The 16,890-nt window shown below is 69.8% G+C and carries 15 protein-coding genes; 8 read left to right on the top strand and 7 right to left on the bottom strand.

The window, feature by feature from the left end; genetic code table 11:
- Together AB5T46_RS02820 and AB5T46_RS02825 are read left to right on the top strand one after the other, a co-directional pair.
- Positions 1–276, top strand: coding sequence for a cory-CC-star protein (locus tag AB5T46_RS02820; protein WP_370562303.1), 276 nt, complete (start codon positions 1–3; stop codon positions 274–276).
- Entirely contained in the window at positions 267–1,262 is a 996-nt protein-coding gene (locus AB5T46_RS02825; RefSeq protein WP_370562304.1) for an ArsA family ATPase, read from the top strand. The genes AB5T46_RS02820 and AB5T46_RS02825 overlap by 10 nt, the downstream gene beginning before the upstream one ends.
- A 167-nt stretch (positions 1,263–1,429) precedes the next feature.
- Here AB5T46_RS02825 and AB5T46_RS02830 read toward each other — a convergent pair whose 3' ends face one another.
- The 4 genes from AB5T46_RS02830 to AB5T46_RS02845 form a co-directional block, all read right to left on the bottom strand.
- A complete protein-coding gene (locus AB5T46_RS02830; RefSeq protein WP_370562305.1) occupies positions 1,430–2,437 on the bottom strand; it encodes a magnesium and cobalt transport protein CorA in 1,008 nt (335 codons plus the stop codon).
- A gap of 54 nt (positions 2,438–2,491) precedes the next feature.
- Entirely contained in the window at positions 2,492–4,522 is a 2,031-nt protein-coding gene (locus AB5T46_RS02835; RefSeq protein WP_370562306.1) for a glycoside hydrolase family 97 protein, read from the bottom strand.
- 347 nt (positions 4,523–4,869) lie between these two features.
- On the bottom strand, positions 4,870–6,012 hold the full coding sequence (locus AB5T46_RS02840; protein WP_370562307.1) for a lipoprotein N-acyltransferase Lnb domain-containing protein: 1,143 nt from the start codon (positions 6,010–6,012) through the stop codon (positions 4,870–4,872).
- A gap of 119 nt (positions 6,013–6,131) precedes the next feature.
- Positions 6,132–7,013, bottom strand: coding sequence for an HlyC/CorC family transporter (locus AB5T46_RS02845; protein ID WP_370562309.1), 882 nt, complete (start codon positions 7,011–7,013; stop codon positions 6,132–6,134).
- Positions 7,014–7,367: 354 nt separating this feature from the next.
- Here AB5T46_RS02845 and AB5T46_RS02850 point away from each other — a divergent pair, with 354 nt between their 5' ends.
- On the top strand, positions 7,368–7,877 hold the full coding sequence (locus tag AB5T46_RS02850; RefSeq protein WP_370562311.1) for a hypothetical protein: 510 nt from the start codon (positions 7,368–7,370) through the stop codon (positions 7,875–7,877).
- Positions 7,878–7,972: 95 nt separating this feature from the next.
- On the opposite strand, the gene ybeY is transcribed toward AB5T46_RS02850, so the two are convergent.
- Entirely contained in the window at positions 7,973–8,455 is a 483-nt protein-coding gene (gene ybeY / locus AB5T46_RS02855) for an rRNA maturation RNase YbeY (protein WP_370562313.1), read from the bottom strand.
- Between the two features lie 258 nt (positions 8,456–8,713).
- Complete coding sequence (locus AB5T46_RS02860; protein WP_370562315.1) at positions 8,714–9,697, bottom strand: PhoH family protein; 984 nt, start codon at positions 9,695–9,697, stop codon at positions 8,714–8,716.
- A gap of 124 nt (positions 9,698–9,821) precedes the next feature.
- Here AB5T46_RS02860 and AB5T46_RS02865 point away from each other — a divergent pair, with 124 nt between their 5' ends.
- The 4 genes from AB5T46_RS02865 to AB5T46_RS02880 all read left to right on the top strand — a co-directional run bounded on the left by AB5T46_RS02865 (position 9,822) and on the right by AB5T46_RS02880 (position 14,097).
- Complete coding sequence (locus tag AB5T46_RS02865; protein ID WP_370562316.1) at positions 9,822–10,538, top strand: TetR/AcrR family transcriptional regulator; 717 nt, start codon at positions 9,822–9,824, stop codon at positions 10,536–10,538.
- A complete protein-coding gene (locus tag AB5T46_RS02870) occupies positions 10,528–11,610 on the top strand; it encodes an HlyD family secretion protein (protein WP_370562317.1) in 1,083 nt (360 codons plus the stop codon). The genes AB5T46_RS02865 and AB5T46_RS02870 overlap by 11 nt, the downstream gene beginning before the upstream one ends.
- Positions 11,611–11,693: 83 nt before the next feature.
- Positions 11,694–12,623, top strand: coding sequence for an ABC transporter ATP-binding protein (locus AB5T46_RS02875; protein WP_370562443.1), 930 nt, complete (start codon positions 11,694–11,696; stop codon positions 12,621–12,623).
- A gap of 367 nt (positions 12,624–12,990) precedes the next feature.
- Positions 12,991–14,097, top strand: a complete 1,107-nt coding sequence (locus AB5T46_RS02880; RefSeq protein ID WP_370562318.1) for an ABC transporter permease — start codon at positions 12,991–12,993, stop codon at positions 14,095–14,097.
- A gap of 67 nt (positions 14,098–14,164) precedes the next feature.
- Here the strand turns inward: AB5T46_RS02880 and miaB are convergent, their stop codons facing one another.
- Positions 14,165–15,628, bottom strand: coding sequence for a tRNA (N6-isopentenyl adenosine(37)-C2)-methylthiotransferase MiaB (gene miaB, locus AB5T46_RS02885; protein WP_370562319.1), 1,464 nt, complete (start codon positions 15,626–15,628; stop codon positions 14,165–14,167).
- Between the two features lie 129 nt (positions 15,629–15,757).
- Between miaB and AB5T46_RS02890 the strand changes: the two genes are divergently transcribed.
- Positions 15,758–16,702 (top strand): lytic transglycosylase domain-containing protein, encoded by a 945-nt coding sequence (locus AB5T46_RS02890; RefSeq protein WP_370562320.1) that lies wholly within the window; start codon positions 15,758–15,760, stop codon positions 16,700–16,702.
- Positions 16,703–16,890 lie beyond the last annotated feature (188 nt).

The raw sequence follows: 16,890 nt of genomic DNA on the forward strand, positions 1-16,890 counted from the left end.
ATGTCGCCGGGCGGGGACAAGGCCTCCGTGCTGGCCCGTCTTGCGGCGGGCCTGCGCGAGTTCTACGTCGCGCCGTACCGGCGCACGTTCGCGCGCGCGCAGCGCGACGAGGACGACCTGTTCATGCTGATGGTGTTCGCCGAATCGCTGGGCGTGCCCAATCCGGCAACCTGGTACACGCTCGAACTGATGCCGGTGATGTACGAGCGCTTCCACGACTGGCACCGGCGCATGGGCATGGAGCGCTCGCCGCTGGATCACGTCGGGTGCTGCTGAACCTGGCGGCATCGCGCCGCGTGCTGTTCTTCGGCGGCAAGGGCGGGGTGGGCAAGACCACGGTGGCGTCGGCCGTCGCCCTGGCGCAGGCCCGCGCAGGCCGGCGCGTGCTGCTGGTCTCGACCGATCCGGCGCACAACCTCGGACACTTGTGGCAGCGCGCGATCGGCCCGGCGCCGGTGCGCGTCGCCGCGGACCTGGACGCGCTCGAGATCGATCCCGAGGCTACCGTGCGCGCGCACCTGGACGAAGTCGGGCAGGCCCTGCGCCAGCTGATGCCGCCGCACCTGTCCGGTGAGGTCGACCGGCACCTGGCGCTGTCGCGCGAGGCGCCGGGCATGCACGAGGCGGCGCTGCTCGAGCGCATCGCCGAACTCGTCGAGCAGGCGCCGCGCGACTACGACCTGCTGGTGTTCGACACCGCGCCGTCGGGACATACCGCGCGGCTGATGGCGTTGCCGGAGATGATGTCGGCCTGGACCGATGGCCTGCTGCGGCGGCAGGAACGCAGCGAACGCTTCGGCGCCGCGCTGCGCAACCTCGGCAGCGACGACGGCGTCGCCTCGCGCGCGCTGGGCGGCGAGCGCATCGACACGGCGCAGGACCGCGACCAGCGCATCCGCCAGGTGTTGCACCGTCGCCGGCACCGGTTCGAGCACCTGCGTAGCGTGCTGGCGGACGACGCGCACACCGCATTCGTCATCGTGCTGGCGGCCGAGCGCCTGCCGGTGCTGGAGACCATCGAGCTGCACGCGCAGCTGCGGCGCGCCGGCGTCCAGGTCGGTGGTCTCGTCGTCAACAAGCGTGCGCCGGCGGACGCCGGCGATTTCCTCGCAGACCGGCGGATGCAGGAGGAGGCGCATCTGCGCGACCTGCGCGAGGCGCTGCCGGACCTGCCGCTGCAGCAGTTGCCGCTGCTGGCGGAGGACGTGGTCGGCGCGCAAGCGCTGGAGGCCTTCGCGGACCGGCTGAACGCCGGGGAATGATCCTTCGTAGGAGCGCGCCATGCGCGCGATACCGCGGGTGCCAACAGGATCCAATGGATGCCGCGATTCCGGACCGGCAGGCGCGCCGGTCATCGGAATCCGCGGGCGGCGAAACACCCGCGGCATCGCGCGTATGACGCGCTCCTACGGACAGGCGTTGCTCGCCCTCAGAGCCAGCGCGCGCGCTTGAACAGCCGGTAGAGGAGGCCGCAGGTCGTGGCGACGACGCCGATCAGCAGCGGATAGGCGTAGCGCTCGTCCAGTTCCGGCATGCCGTGGAAGTTCATGCCGTACCAGCTGGCGATCAGGGTCGGCGCCGCCAGCAGCGCCGCCCAGGCGCCGAGCTTCTTCACCGTCTCGCCCTGCGCCAGGGTGACCAGCGACAGGTTGACGCTGAGCGCGGTGCCGAGCATGTCGCGCAGGGCGTCGATCGAGTCGTTCACGCGCACCGCGTGGTCGAGCACGTCGCGGAAGTACAGCCGCACCTCCTCGTCGGGGATCAGCGGGCTGGAGGTGCGCACCAGCTGCGACAGCACGTCCTGCAGGGGCGCCACCGACATGCGCATGTAGGTCAGTTCGCGCTTGAGGTCGTACAGGCGCACGATCGTCTCGCGCCGGTAGGCGTCGGAGAAGACGTCCTTCTCCAGCAGCAGCAGCGTGTCCTTGAACTGCTGGGCGATCGGCAGGTAGTTGTCGACGATGTAGTCGAGCACCGCGTACAGCCCGTAGGAGGCGCCGAGCGCCAGCAGCTCGGGCTCGCGTTCCACCCGCGTGCGCACCGTGGCGTAGGACAGCGAGGCGCCGTGGCGCACCGTGATCAGGAAGCGCGGCCCGAGGAAGGCATGGGTTTCGCCGTAGACGATGCGTTCGCCGATCACCTGCGCGGTGTTCACCGCGATGAACAGCGAATTGCCGTAGGCCTCGATCTTCGGCCGCTGGTGCGCCTTGTGCGCATCCTCGATCGCCAGGTCGTGCAGGCCGAACTCCTCCTGCAGCTTGTCCAGCACGGTGTCCTCGGGCTCGTACAGGCCGAGCCAGACGAAGCCGCCGCCGTCGTTCGCCAGGACCTCGCTGATGGCGTCGAGCTCGAGGGCGTGGCGCTGGCCGCGGCCGTCGTAGCGGATGCAGTTGATCACGCAGTCGGGCAGCGAAGCGGGACGTTCGTTCTCGGCCATCGCCGCATCCTGCGTCAGCGGGCCGGCCGGGGCAAGGTGCGTAGCGCCGCCTCGTCAGTCCGCGACGAAGCGGATCGCCTGGCCGCCGCCCGGCGCCAGCCGCAGCGTCAGCGTGTCGCCGGCGCCGACCTCGCGCTCCTCGATCTCGAGGTCGGTCTGGTTGCGTTGCCAGCCCGCGTCCGGACCGTCGCGGTAGATCTGCGCGGTGTAGCGGCGGCCGGCGTCGAGGAACGACAGCGGCACCTGCAGCTCGCGCGCCTCGCCATCGGTGACCGCGCCCAGGTACCAGTCGTCGCCGCCGCGCTCGCGGCGGGCGATGGTGACGAACTCGCCGATCTCGCCGTTGAGCACGCGGCTGTCCTCCCAATCCACCGCGACGTCCTTGATGAACTGGAACGCGTCCATCCGGGCCTCGTAGTGTTCCGGCAGGTCGACCGCCATCTGCAGCGGGCTGTAGATCACCACGTACAGCGCCAGCTGCTTGGCCAGGGTGGTGGCGATCTTCTCGCCCGACTTGGTGTTCATCACGAACACGCCGGGAGTGAAGTCCATCGGCCCGTCGAGCATGCGGGTGAACACCAGCGTCGCCTCGTGTTCCGGCGGATTGCCCGGCAGGTCCCAGGCGTTGTACTCCATGCCGCGCGCGCCTTCGCGGGTCATCCAGTTGGGATAGGTACGGCGCAGGCCGCTGTCCTTGATCGGCTCGTGCGGGTTGATGCCGATGCGGCGCTTCGCCGCCTCGGTGATCACCTTGATGTGGTGGCGCGACATCGCCTGGCCCTCGTGCCAGGCCTGGTGCAGGGTGCCGTCGTCGCCCAGCACCTTGGCCTGGCCGCCGTCGGCGACGTAGCCGGTCTTGATCGCGTCGATGCCGAGCCGCTGGTACAGGTCCAGCGCGTCGTCCAGCTGCGACTCGTAGTGCGCGGCATGCCCCGACGTCTCGTGGTGGCCGATCAGGCGCACGCCCTTGGCCCTGGCATGCGCGGCCACGCGCTCCAGGTCGAGATCGGGATAGGGCTCGGTGAAGCTGAAGGCCTCGCCGTTGGCGAACCAGTCGCCGTCCCAGCCGACGTTCCAGCCCTCGATCAGCACGCCGCCGATGCCGTGCTCGGCGGCGAAGTCGATGAACCGCAGCGCGTGTTCGGTGGTGGCGCCGTGCCTGGGGCCGGAGCCCCAGGTCTTGGTATCCAGGTGCATTTCCCACCAGATGCCGAGATATTTCATCGGCTTCACCCAGGACACGTCGCCGAGCGCGTTGGGCGCATTGAGGTTCAGCACCAGGTCCGACTCGGCCAGCCCGCCGGCGTCCTCGCTCACCAGCAGCACCCGCCACGGCGTGGCGAACGGCGCCGTGCGCTCCACTTTCGCCGCGCCGGTGCCCGGGAACAGCACAGCGCGCAGGCGCCGGCCCTCCACCCGCATCAGGTTCATCGCCGAGTAGTCGAGCAATGCCGCCTCGTGGAAGGCCAGGTGCAGGCCGTCGTCGGTGCGCAGCGTCAGCGGCGTCTGCGCGTAGCCGACCTCGGCCAGCGGCGTGCGCTGGTAGACGTACTCCTTGCGGTTCCACTCCAGCGCCGGGATCCACCACGCCGTGGCGGGATCGGCGACCACGAACTCGGTCAGCTCGTCGGCGATGTGGACCTGCCGCAGGGCGTCCTGGTCGGGAAAATCGTAGCGGAAGCCGACGCCGTCATCGAACACGCGGAACACCACATCGAAGCGGCGCCCGGCGCCGGCACGTTCGGCGAAGGTCACGCGCAGTTCGTTGTGGCGGTCGCGCACGAAGCGGCGCTCGCCCCAGGGCTGCTCCCAGGTCTCGTCGTGTGTGCGTTCCTCCTGAGCCACCAGTTGCAGGTTGCGCTCCAGCTTGGGGGCGTCGGTGAGCAGGATTCCCAGGCGCGAGGGCGCGATCACCGGCTTGCCGTGGCGCGACACGCTGTAGCTGGCGCGACCTTCCGGGTCGGTGGTCACTTCGACCTGCAGCGTGTCGTCGGGCGAGGCGATGCGCGCAACCGGGGGCAGATCCTGGGCGAAGGCTGCAAGCGGCAACAGCACGGCGAGACAGGCGGACAGGTGGCGGATCATCGAGCTGGCTCCTGCGGACATGACGGTCATGAGCGCGGCCCGGGTTTCCCCGGACGTCCGCCCGATTCTTGCATGCGTGGTGCGATCACGTCGTTGCATACGTATGCGACGGCATGCCATGAACGCGCCGCTTCGCCTTGAATGCGGCCGACCGCCGAAGCCAGCCGCGACTGCACGAACTACGACCACCCGTAGGAGCGCGCCATGCGCGCGATGCCGCGGGCATTGGGCCGCCATGCGATTCTCCGTCCACCGGCGCGCCTTCCGGCCCGCGGGCGGGACCGCCGATGACGGGGACCGGAGACGCCCGCGGCATCGCGCGCATCGCGCGCTCCTACGAAATGGATCTATGCGTGCCGGCCGGTGCGGTTCGGCGACAGCGCAAGCAGCAGTCCGGCATGCACCGGCAGCAGCAACGCGATCCAGTGCACGTTGCGCTGCGGCAGCAGCGGCAGCCAATGCAGGAACAGCGCCAGTACCGCGCCGATCGCAACGGTTGCCAGCATCCAGCCGAACAGGCGGCCGGGGTCGCGTCCGCGCATCAGGCGCCAGGCACCCGGCAGCAACAGCACGGCGAGCGGGTTGAACAGCAGCAGGTTCTGGTTGCTCCAGCCGAAGCGATGCGCGGTGCAGCACCAGATGAACAGCATCAGCCCGCCGGCGACGGCGCACACGCTCCAGAACGGCAACGCGAACAAGGCCGGCCAGCGCGGGTTGCGCGCGCCCAGCCACGACAGCGCGCCGGCGATCGCCAGGCCCGCGAGCAGCCACGGCCACCACGGACGTGCGGTTTCCGCCGGTTCCGGCGCCAGCCGATGCGGCAGCAGTTCGGCTTCCGTGGCCACCAGCGGGCGATCGTCGGGGGTTCGCACCTGCCGCAGCGCGTCGGCCAGCCGCATCGGCACGAAGGCGTCCTGCCACAGCGAGTTCGGCCGGTCGGCGGCGGGGCCCAGGCCGAGATCGAAGCCGAGCCACATCCACGGCGCCGGCGAGGCCAGCCGCACCGCGTCGCCGCGATAGGTGTTGCCGCGCGAACGGCCCTGCAGCTGGCGCCGCAGCGCGCCGTCGAGCGCACCGTCGAGCGCGTCGCGCACGCGGGTCGAGCAGTTGTCGGTGAAATAGTCGTAACGGTAGCGCGCGTTTTCCGGGCGTGCGTTCTCCGCCAGTGCCTGCGCCAGCGCGGTCGCCCGGGCGTCGCCGAGGTCGAGCCACTGGATCGTCACGCCGCGGCCGACGTCGCGATAGTAGGCCAGGTCGTCCGCCAGCGGCAGCACCGCCAGGCGGTACTGCATCTCGCCACGGATGAAGTTGCCGAGGAAGCCGGGCTCCTCGAGATCGAAGAAGCCGAAGTTGTAGGACAGGGGCTCGGGCAGGGACGGATCGTCGACCACGATCGCGTTGTGGCCGAAGCGCTCGAAGAAGATTTCCCCCGGCTGCATCGTGATCACGCCGATGCGCGGCGCGGCCGTTGCGACCGACGAAAGGCACATCAGCAGCAATGCCGCCAGCAGCGATGCCGACGCGCAGGTGCCTCCTTTCCTTTGCGAGCGGATGAGAAACGAGTGGAGAGGAGCGAGGAGTGAGAGAAAGCGGGCTCTGCGCTCGTTCCTCACTTTTCTTCCCTCGTTTCCTGCGGACGCACGCTGACGTGCAGCGCGTGCAGCCGGCGCGCGTCGGCGCGCGCGACGCGGAAGCCGAAGCGGTCGAGCGTGAGCTCCTCGCCGGCCTCGGGCAGGTGCCCGATCGCGGCGGTGACCAGGCCGCCGATGGTGTCGTACTCGTCGTCGTCGAAGTCGGCGCCGAAGCGCTCGTTGAAATCCTCGATCGGCGTCAGCGCGTTGACCAGGTACTGGCCGTCGGCCTGCGCCGCGATCAGCGCGCTGTTGTCCTCGGCCTCGTCGTACTCGTCGTCGATCTCGCCGACGATCTCCTCGAGCACGTCCTCGATGGTGATCAGCCCGGCGACGCCGCCGTACTCGTCGATCACGATCGCCATGTGGTTGCGCGACTGCCGGAACTCGCGCAGCAGCACGTCCAGGCGCTTGGACTCGGGGATCAGCACCGCCGGGCGCAGCAGCTCGCGGATGCGCACCTGGCCGCTGCGCGGCACCACGCCGCGCAGCAGGTCCTTGGCCAGCAGGATGCCGAGGATCTCGTCCTTGTCCTCGCCGTGCACCGGGAAGCGCGAGTGGCCCGATTCGACCACCTGCTGCATCACCTCGACGAAGGGGGCGTCGACCTGCAGCGCCACCATCTGCGAGCGCGGGATCATCGCGTCGCCCACGGTCATGCCGGACACGGCGATCGCGCCTTCCATCGTGCGCAGGGTATCGGCTTCGATCAGGCCGCCGGTCTGGGCGTCGCGCAGGATCTCGACCAGGTCTTCGCGGGTGGTCGGTTCGCCGGAGATCGCCGAACCGATACGGTCGAGCCAGCTGCGGCGTTTTTCGGGGGGCTCCTGGGCGGAGCGACTACTGTCGTCTTCAGGCATTGCGATAACGCGGGCGCCCTTCGTGGGCCACGGGAGGAGTCTAACGTGGATGGCCGCTGCCGTGTCCAACTCCGTGCAGGCCCTGGACGGAGGGGCCGAACGGCGCCCGTCCGGGGCTGCCGGCGCAGGCGCCAGCGGTCGGTCGGGCCTGCGATTGCGTCCGCTTCGGAGTGCCGGTCGGGCTTCCTCTTCCGGGTCCGCCCCGGGCAGCCGTAGGAAATTTCCGACAGCCGACACATGCCGGCTCCGACGGCGGCTTCGGCGTTCGCCGGATGGCGGTGTGCGTGGATGGCGGAGAACCTGCGCGTGCGGCATCCGCCGCTCGACCATCGCACTCAAGGAGGAGTTTTTTCCATGTCCAGGACCTTCCGTTTTCCCGCCGCCGCCTGCTGCGCGTTGCTGCTCGCGGCCTCGATTCCGTTCCATGCCCAATCGTCCACGCCCGTCGTCGCCGGTGCGGCGCAGTACGTGGATGTCTCGGCCTATATCCAGGGGGACGAGCAGATCAACGCCTGGTACGGCATGACCTGGCAGCTGAAGCGGGACTTCGACGACATCTGCGGCGATACCTTCTGCGAAGGCGAGTACAGCAACATCGAGGCGCTGCGCTATCGCTGCTCGGTGCACCGGGTCAGCGGCCGCATCGGCATGTGCCTGTGGATGTTCGCCGCCAGCCACGAGGAGATCGAGCCGGCGACCGGCAAGATCGGGGTGGACGAGGCGTTCTGGCGGTGCCGCACGCCGTTGGCGCCCGGCACCACGCTCGAGGAATTGCTCGCCGCGGTGGAGGGGCGGTCGCCGCTGTACGCCGAACTGCCGGGCGGGCAGGTTTCGATCTACGAGGGATTGATCGACTGCCTGTGATCGAGCCTGAGGGAAGCCGGCAAGGCCGTCATCCCGGCACAAGCCGGGATGACGATCGGCTCTTCACGGCTCCGGCTTCCAGAAACCGCTTGGCTTCAGGCATCGAGATAGGGATCGGCGATCCCGAGCCTGGCCAGGATCTCGCGCTCCAGCTGTTCCATGCATTCGGCCTCGCGCGAGTCTTCGTGGTTCCAGCCCAGCAGGTGCAGGGCGCCGTGCACGGTCAGGTGGGCGTAATGCGCGTTCGGCGGCTTGCCCTGTTCGCGGGCTTCGCGCGCCACCACCGGCGCGCAGATCACCAGGTCGCCGAGCAACGGCAGGCGCACGCCGTCGGGCAGGCCCTCCGGGAGTTCGGCCGGAAAGCTGAGCACATTGGTGGCGTAGTCCTTGCCGCGGTAGTGGCGGTTGAGCGCGCGGCCCTCTTTGGCGCCGACGATGCGGATCGCGAGGTCGGCCTGGCGGATGCGGCCGGTCAGGGCGGCGGCCACCCACTTGCGGAAGCTGGCCGCGGCGGGGATGCCCTTGCGCGGCACCGCATAGCCGACGGCGACGTCGAGACGGACGGGGCCCTTGGTCATCCGGTAATTGTAGGCCGTCGGGCTGCCAGGCGCCGTGATCGACCGATATCGGGGGTAGCGCGGCCGCAACCGCCGCCCCGCCATGATCCACGCGTGTTTGCTGCCGCGGATCGACGCGGATCGTATCCCGGGAGAAGCGAGGGGAGGGGCAGGGCCGCGCAGGCGCGGTGGTGAGGCACGTGGCTATCTTGAAGGCCGTCTTGTCCGCGCAAATCCGCGGCCGATTTCCGGCTTGCCGAGCGATCGGGAAACCGCGCCTCAGGCCGGTCCGGTTTCCGCGTCCTGCGCGTCGCGCCGGTCGTAGGCGCTGACGACGCGTGCCACCACCGGGTGCCGCACCACGTCGCGCGACTCGAAGAAGGTGAAGCTCACGCCGTCGACGTCGCGCAGCACCTCGACCGCGTCGCGCAGGCCGGACTTCATGTTGCGCGGCAGGTCGATCTGGGTGAGATCGCCGGTGACCACGGCGGTGCTGCCGAAGCCGAGCCGGGTCAGGAACATCTTCATCTGCTCGATGGTGGTGTTCTGCGCCTCGTCGAGGATCACGAAGGCGTCGTTGAGCGTGCGCCCGCGCATGTAGGCGAGCGGCGCGATCTCGATCACGCTCTTCTCCAGCAGCTTGATCACCTTCTCCACGCCGAGCATCTCGTACAGCGCGTCGTAGAGCGGGCGCAGGTAGGGGTCGACCTTCTGCGCGAGATCGCCGGGCAGGAAGCCGAGCTTCTCGCCGGCCTCCACCGCCGGGCGCACCAGCACCAGCCGCTGCACCTTCGATTCGTTCAGCGCCTCGACCGCCATCGCCACCGCGAGGAAGGTCTTGCCGGTGCCGGCCGGGCCGATGCCGAAGTTGATGTCGTGGGTGGCGATCGCGTGCAGGTACTTCGCCTGGTTGACGCCACGGCCGCGCACGGTGCCGCGCTTGACCTTCACCGCGACCTCCTGCGGCGCGAAATCCTCGGCCGCGCGCTCGAGGTTGGCGCGGCTCAGGCGGACGTTGATCGCATGCGTGTCGAGGGTCTCGATGGCGGCCTCCTCGTACAGCCCGCGCAGCAGTTTTTCCGCCTGCGCCACGACCTCCTCGTCGCGGCCGCTGACGCGGAACACGTTGCCGCGGTTGGCGATCTCCACGCCCAGGCGCATTTCGATCTGGCGCAGATGGCTGTCGAACGGGCCGGCCAGGTTGGCCAGGCGCTCGCTGTCGGCGGGATCGAGGGTGAAATCGCGTTGGCTGGAGCCGGTCATAGGTGGGGCAGGGTAGCGCGAGCCGGGGGCGACGTGGCAGCCGGCAGCGACGGCACGGCAGAGCGGACAGCCGTTCATCGGCGGGGGCTTGCGTTTAATTAATCAATGAATTAAATATGGCGCCATGCGCAAGCCGCCTTCCCCGAGCAGATCCCCGCCCGCCCGCCTGGAAGCTTCCGATGCTGCCGCATCGCCGGGGCACAAGCGTCCGCCCGGGCGCCCCGGCGGCGACGGCCCGGACCTGCGCGAGCGCCTGCTCGATGCCGCCCTGGCCTGCTACGTGCGCTGCGGCATCGCGGCGACCACGGTGCGCGAGATCGCCACCGAGGCAGGCGTCACCCCGGCGCTGCTGCACTACTACTTCGGCGACGCCGCCAAACTGCGCGAAGCGGTCATCGAGCAGCGCCTGATGCCGGTGTTCCAGCGCGTGCGCGAGCCATTGCTGAACGCGGAGGACGGCGATATCGCCGCGCTGGTCGCGGGTTTCGTCAACGGCGTCTGCGGCATCGTCGAGCAGCATCCGTGGCTGCCGGCGTTGTGGGTGCGCGAGGTGGTCAGCGAGGGCGGCGCATTGCGCGACCTGCTGGTGACCCGGGTCGCGCCGGAACTGGCGCAGCTGATGTCCTCGCGCTTCGCCCAGGCGCAGGCGCAGGGGCGGCTCAACCCCGATCTCGATCCGCGCCTGCTGATGGTCTCGCTGATCGGACTGACCCTGTTTCCCGCCGCCGGCGCGCCGATCTGGCGGCGGCTGTTCGACGCGCAGGACCTGGGCATGGACGACGTGCGCATGCACGCGCTGGCACTGCTCGATCGTGGACTGGAGCTGGACGATGCGAAATGAGAACGCTGGAACGAGGAACGAGTGGAGAGGAACGAGAAACGAGTCAGAGCAGGAGACACTGGCTTCTCGTTCACGCCTGAAGGGCCTGCCTGGCGAGCGTCACACTCGTTCCTCGTTCCTCTTCACTCGTTTCTCCGCCCTCGCCGCGCTGCTGCTGGCGCTGGCCGCGTGCGGCGAGCAGCCGGAACAGGCGCTGGGCACCCTGGAATACGACCGCATCAGCCTGCCGGCGCCGGCGGCCGAGCGCATCGTCGCGATCGAAGTGCGCGAGGGCGAGCGGGTGGAGGCGGGCGCCGCGCTGCTGACCCTGGAGCGCACCCGTGGTGACGCGCAGCTGCAGGCCAGCCTGGCGGAGGTCGAGCGCCAGCGCGACACCCTGGCCGAATTGCGCGCCGGCGCGCGCCGCGAGGACATCGACCAGGCGCGCGCCAACCTGGCCGCGACACAGGCCCAGGCGCGCGATGCCCGCGCCTATTACGCGCGCCTGCAGCCGCTCGGCAGCCGGCAGCTGGTCGCCGCGTCCGACGTCGACCGCGCCCGCGCCGCCGCCGGCAACGCCCAGGCGCAGGTGGCGGCGGCGCAGGCGGCGCTGGACGAGCTGCGCAACGGCGTGCGTCCGGAGCAGATCGCCCAGGCCGAGGCGGCGTTGCGCGCGGCCGAGGCGCAGGCGCGGACGCAGCAGGCGACCTCGGAAAAGCTGAGCGTGGTCGCGCCGCGTGCCGGTCGCGTCGACAGCCTGCCGTACCGGCTCGGCGACCAGGCGCCGGTCGGCGCGCCGCTGGCGGTACTGCTGGTGGGCGAGGCGCCGTATGCGCGCGTCTACGTGCCCGAGCCGATCCGTGCCGACGTCGCCGTCGGCGATGCCGCGCGCATCTTCGTCGACGGCCGCGACCAGGCGTACCGCGGGCGCGTGCGGATGATCCGCAGCGAACCGAGCTTCACGCCCTACTACGCGCTGACCGGCGAGGACGCCGCGCGCCTGAGCTACCTGGCCGAAGTGCAGCTCGACGCCGAAGCCGCCGAACTGCCGGCCGGGCTGCCGGTGCGGGTCGAGTTCCATGCGCCCGAATGACCCGACTCCCCCTCCTACAGAGACGGCAGGAGCAGGGCGGGCAGGAACAGGCCGGGCAGGAGCAGGGCGGGCAGGAGCCGGCCATCCGCGCGCGCGGCCTGACCAAGCGCTTCGGCGAACTGGTGGCGGTCGACGATGTCGACCTGACCGTGCCGAAGGCCCATGTGTACGGCTTTCTCGGTCCGAACGGCTCCGGCAAGTCCACCACCATCCGCATGCTCTGCGGGCTGTTGACGCCGAGCGCGGGCGAGATCGAGGTGCTGGGGCTGAAGATCCCGGAGCAGGCGGAGAAGTTGCGCCTGCGGATCGGCTACATGACCCAGCGGTTCTCGCTGTTCGAGGACCTGAGCGTGCGCGAGAACCTGGAGTTCCTCGCGGCCGTGCAGGGCATGCCGAAGCAGGATTCGAAACGGCGCATCGACGCGCTGGTCGAGCAGTACCATTTCCGGGGCCGCGAGAAGCAGCTCGCCGGCACCATGAGCGGCGGGCAGAAGCAGCGCCTGGCGCTGGCCGGCGCGGTGATCCACGAACCGGAACTGCTGTTCCTGGACGAGCCGACCAGCGCGGTCGACCCGGAGTCGCGCCGCGACTTCTGGGAGAAGCTCTTTGATCTCGCCGATGCCGGCACCACGATCCTGGTGTCGACGCACTACATGGACGAGGCCGAGCGCTGCCATCGCCTCGCCATCCTCGACCGCGGCGCGCTGGTCGCCGACGGCACGCCGGTCGAGCTGACCGCGGAGCTGGAGGGGCGCAGCGTCGAGGTCGCGGCGGAGCAGCCGCGGCGTGCGCAGAAGATGCTGATGGACGTGCCCGGCGTGCTCAGCGTGGCGCAGATCGGCAACAGCCTGCGGGTGCTGACCGGCGAGGACAGCGATGCCGTGCAGCGCATCCGGGCGGCACTCTCGCAGGCGGGGCTGCAGGCCGAAGTGGCCGCGTCGCAGCCGAACCTCGAGGACGTGTTCGTCTCCGCCACCCGCGGCCGCCCGCGCGAAACGGAGGCGGCCGAGTGACGCTGTCCACGCCAAGGCAAGAGCAAATCCCTCCTGCCCCCCTTTTTCAAAGGGGGGTAATCGCGGCTCGAAAGGCAGGTAACCCCGGCTCGAAGGGGATAAGCGTGGCTCGAAGGGAAGTCAGCCCGGCTCGAAGAAGAGCAAGTCTTGTCCGCCGGAGGATAGGGTCGGCCTCCACAGGTCGCGCCGTGCTTGGCGAAACCGGTCCCGGTGCCCTGTGCATCCGCCGCAGCGCTGGTCCGCGACTCTCGCCGTGGGTTGTGATAGCCGCCGCGTTCCCACCTTTGAAAAGGGGGGGCAGGGGGGATTTGCTCTTCACCGTCGGCATCAAAGGCGGTACCCGGCCGCAGGCACCGGGGAATGCCCGATGAACCTGCGCCGCCTGTTCGCGATCGTGCTCAAGGAGCTGCGGCAGATGCGCCGCGACCGCGTCACCCTGGCGATGATCGTCGGCATCCCGGTGATGCAGCTGGTGCTGTTCGGCTATGCCATCAACCTCAACCTGCGCGGCCTGGATGCCGGCATCGCCGACCAGGCGAACACCGCGGCCTCGCGGGCGGTGATCATGGACATGGTCGCCACCGGCGTGATCGCGCCGACCGCCGACGTCGACACGCCGCAGCAGCTGATGGAGATGCTGCGCCGTGGCGAGATCAGCGTCGGCGTGGTGGTGCCGCCGGATTTCGAGCGCCGGGTGAGCGAGGGCCGCGAGGCGGTGCAGGTGCTGGTCGACGGCAGCGACACCGTGGTGCAGAGCGCGGCGATCCAGCTGGCGCAGCTGCCGCTGCAAGGCGCCGCCAACGGCGGCAACGGCCGGCCGCCGCAGGCCGGAAGCGGGCAGATCGCCGTGGTCGCCTTCTACAACCCGGAGCGGCGGTCGGCGGTCAACATCGTGCCGGGCCTGATCGGCGTGATCCTGACGATGACCATGGTGCTGTTCACCGGGGTGGCGATCGTGCGCGAGCGCGAGCGCGGCAACATGGAACTGCTGATCGCCACCCCGGTCAGCCGTTCCGAGCTGATGGTCGGCAAGGTGCTGCCGTATGCGGCGATCGGCCTGGTGCAGACCACCGTGATCCTGCTGCTCGGGCTGTGGCTGTTCCAGGTGCCGGTGCTCGGCAGCGTGCTGCACGTCTACCTGGCGGCGGTGCTGCTGATCCTCGCCAACCTCACCCTCGGCTTGCTGATCTCGACCAAGGCGCAGTCGCAGTTCCAGGCGATGCAGATGACCTTCTTCGTGTTCCTGCCGTCGATCCTGCTGTCCGGCTTCATGTTCCCGTTCGCCGGCATGCCGAAGGCGGTGCAGTGGCTGGCCGAGGTGCTGCCGCTGACGCATTTCCTGCGCCTGATCCGCGGCGTCATGCTGCGTGGCGCCAGCCTGTGGGAGCTGTGGCCCGAGGTGCTGGCGCTGCTGGCGTTCACCACGGTGATGATGACCCTGGCGATCCTGCGCTTCCGCAAGCGGCTGGACTGAAAAAGCGAGGAACGAGTGAAGAGGAACGAGGAACGAGAGAAGGGCTGCCGTATTCCGATACTCGTTCCTAACTTACGGTCACGCGTCCGCGCAGCGAGTTGCTCATCGCCTCGGTGATCGTCACGTCGACGAACTGCCCGATCAGCCGCGGGTGCCCGGCGAAGTTCACCGAACGCATGTTCTCGGTCTTGCCGGTCAGCTCGTTCGGATCCTTCCGCGACGGACCCTCCACCAGCACCGACTGCACGCTGCCGACCATCGCCTGCGAGATCCGCGCCGCGTTGGCGTTGATGTGCGCCTGCAGCCGCGACAGCCGCGCGTGCTTTTCCGCGGCGTCGGTCGCGTCCCCCAGGTCCGCGGCGGGCGTGCCGGGGCGGCGCGAGTAGATGAAGGAGAAGCTCTGGTCGAAGCCGACGTCCTCGATCAGCTTCATCGTCTTGTCGAAATCGGCCGCGGTCTCGCCGGGGAAACCGACGATGAAGTCGGATGAGATCGAGATGTCCGGCCGCACCGCGCGCAGCTTGCGGATCTTCTGCTTGAATTCGATCGCGGTGTAGCCGCGCTTCATCGCCGCCAGGATCCGGTCGCTGCCCGACTGCACCGGCAGGTGCAGGTAGTTGGCCAGCTGCGGTACGTCGCGATAGGCCTCGATCAGCGAATCGGAGAATTCCAGCGGGTGCGAGGTGGTGAAGCGGATGCGGTCGATGCCGTCGATCTCGGCGATGGTGCGGATCAGCAGTCCGAGATCGGCATGGCCCGCCGCATTGTCGCCCGCGCCCTCGGCAGGCGCGATCGGCCCGCGATAGGCGTTGACGTTCTGCCCGAGCAGGTTGACCTCGCGCACGCCCTGCGCCGCCAGTTGCACCACTTCCACCAGCACGTCCTCGAACGGCCGGCTGACCTCCTCGCCGCGCGTGTAGGGCACTACGCAGAAGCTGCAGTACTTGCTGCAGCCTTCCATGATCGAGACGAACGCGCTCGGGCCCTCGGCGCGCGGCTCCGGCAGGCGATCGAACTTCTCGATCTCGGGGAAGCTGATGTCGACCTGCGGCCGGCCGGACTCGCGGCGGGCGCGGATCAGTTCCGGCAGCCGGTGCAGGGTCTGCGGCCCGAACACGAGGTCGACGTAGGGCGCGCGCTTGACGATCGCCGCCCCCTCCTGCGAGGCGACGCAGCCGCCGACCCCGATCAGCACCGGACGGTCGCCCTGCTTGAGCGTCTTCCAGCGGCCGAGCTGGCTGAACACCTTCTCCTGCGCCTTCTCGCGGATCGAGCAGGTATTGACCAGGATCACGTCGGCCTCGGCGGCGTCGTCGGTTAGCTCCAGGCCGTCGCTGGCGGCGAGCACGTCGGCCATCTTGGCCGAGTCGTACTCGTTCATCTGGCAGCCGTGGGTCTGGATATAGAGCTTCTTCGCGGCAGGCGAGCCTGCCGCGGGCCTGTCGGCGGCAGGTCGTGGCGCGGCGGGGCGGGCATCGGCGGGGGCGGGCAGGGTGCCGTCGGCGCCCTGCGGGGCGGTCGTGGTGGTCATGGCGTCTCCGGGGCGCGGTGCTGAGTCCGGGCCGGATGGCTGGTTTTTCGGCCGAACAGTGTAGCCGGTCACGGCCCGGCGCCGTCCGAGGGCTTGGCAACGCCGGGAAATGAGGCGAGACTCCGCCGCATGAAGGGGGCCAGGGGAACCATCCTCACCGTACTGTGCGCACTCGCGGCCTTCCCGGCGGCGGCGGGCACCTTGTACCGCTGCGACAGCGGCGACGGCGTGCCCCAGTACGTCAGCAAGCGGATCAGCGGCGCCGCTTGCACCGTGATCAGCAGCTATCGGCCGGAGCCCGGTCGCGCGCGATCCACGGCCGCGCCGGCCGCCGCCGGAAAGGTCACCGCCGGCAATCGCGTGGAGGGTTCGCCGGCCACGCTGCACAACAACCCGCCGGCGACCTTCATGGGCGAGGGCGCTGCCGCGCCTGTCGCGACAGCCACCGCGCCGGCGAAGCCGCCGGCCACGCAACCGCGCACCCGCCACGTGCAGGGACAGGTCTATTCCTATATCAAGGACGGCGTGCGCCACTACACCAGCCGCGCGCCCAAGGGCGTGGCAGGCGCGAGCTCGGTGCGCACCATCCGCTACAGCTTCATGGAGACCTGCTACGCCTGCGGTGCCGCGCCGGGGGTCAGCTTCGGCACGGTGCGGTTGAACACCGACGCCTACCGCGACGAGATCGCCGCCGCGGCGCGCCGCTTCGGGATCGAGGAGGCGATCGTCCGCGCGATCATCCACGCCGAGTCCGCGTTCAATCCCAACGCGCTGTCCCGGGTCGGCGCACAGGGGTTGATGCAGCTGATGCCGGCCACCGCGCAGCGCTTCGGCGTCGGCAATCCCTTCGACCCGGGGCAGAACATCCTCGGCGGCGTCGAGTACCTGGCCTGGCTGCTGAAGCGCTTCAACGGCGACCTGACCCTGGCCGCGGCCGGCTACAACGCCGGCGAAGGCGCGGTCGACCGCCACGGCGGCGTGCCGCCGTACAGCGAGACCCGGCGCTACGTCGAGCGGGTGGGCGTGCTGGCCGAGCGCTACCGCGGCCACCTGGCCTCCAATACCGCCCCCTGACGCCAGTCGCGCGCTGTAGGAGGGGCTTCAGCCCCGACCCCGCCAAGGAGGGCCCATCGACGATGAACGCGCCGCCGCGCGTTGCGACGGGAAACGAGGGTGGGCCTGTCGTCAGCTTGCGCGGTCGGGGCTGAAGCCCCTCCTACAAGACGGGGCGCCGGAGTCGTGCGGGTGTCAAGACATTGTCG

The sequence above is a fragment of the Luteimonas salinilitoris genome (assembly GCF_041300785.1).
GTDB lineage: Bacteria > Pseudomonadota > Gammaproteobacteria > Xanthomonadales > Xanthomonadaceae > Luteimonas > Luteimonas salinilitoris.

Coding starts and splice junctions, on each gene's coding strand:
- ybeY (WP_370562313.1), bottom strand. CDS start 8,455: ATGACCAAGGGCCCCGTCCGTCTCGACGTCGCCGTCGGCTATGCGGTG.
- AB5T46_RS02830 (WP_370562305.1), bottom strand. CDS start 2,437: ATGGCCGAGAACGAACGTCCCGCTTCGCTGCCCGACTGCGTGATCAAC.
- AB5T46_RS02880 (WP_370562318.1), top strand. CDS start 12,991: ATGAACCTGCGCCGCCTGTTCGCGATCGTGCTCAAGGAGCTGCGGCAG.
- miaB (WP_370562319.1), bottom strand. CDS start 15,628: ATGACCACCACGACCGCCCCGCAGGGCGCCGACGGCACCCTGCCCGCC.
- AB5T46_RS02865 (WP_370562316.1), top strand. CDS start 9,822: ATGCGCAAGCCGCCTTCCCCGAGCAGATCCCCGCCCGCCCGCCTGGAA.
- AB5T46_RS02845 (WP_370562309.1), bottom strand. CDS start 7,013: ATGCCTGAAGACGACAGTAGTCGCTCCGCCCAGGAGCCCCCCGAAAAA.
- AB5T46_RS02820 (WP_370562303.1), top strand. CDS start 1: ATGTCGCCGGGCGGGGACAAGGCCTCCGTGCTGGCCCGTCTTGCGGCG.
- AB5T46_RS02860 (WP_370562315.1), bottom strand. CDS start 9,697: ATGACCGGCTCCAGCCAACGCGATTTCACCCTCGATCCCGCCGACAGC.
- AB5T46_RS02890 (WP_370562320.1), top strand. CDS start 15,758: ATGAAGGGGGCCAGGGGAACCATCCTCACCGTACTGTGCGCACTCGCG.
- AB5T46_RS02850 (WP_370562311.1), top strand. CDS start 7,368: ATGTCCAGGACCTTCCGTTTTCCCGCCGCCGCCTGCTGCGCGTTGCTG.
- AB5T46_RS02870 (WP_370562317.1), top strand. CDS start 10,528: ATGCGAAATGAGAACGCTGGAACGAGGAACGAGTGGAGAGGAACGAGA.
- AB5T46_RS02840 (WP_370562307.1), bottom strand. CDS start 6,012: ATGTGCCTTTCGTCGGTCGCAACGGCCGCGCCGCGCATCGGCGTGATC.
- AB5T46_RS02835 (WP_370562306.1), bottom strand. CDS start 4,522: ATGATCCGCCACCTGTCCGCCTGTCTCGCCGTGCTGTTGCCGCTTGCA.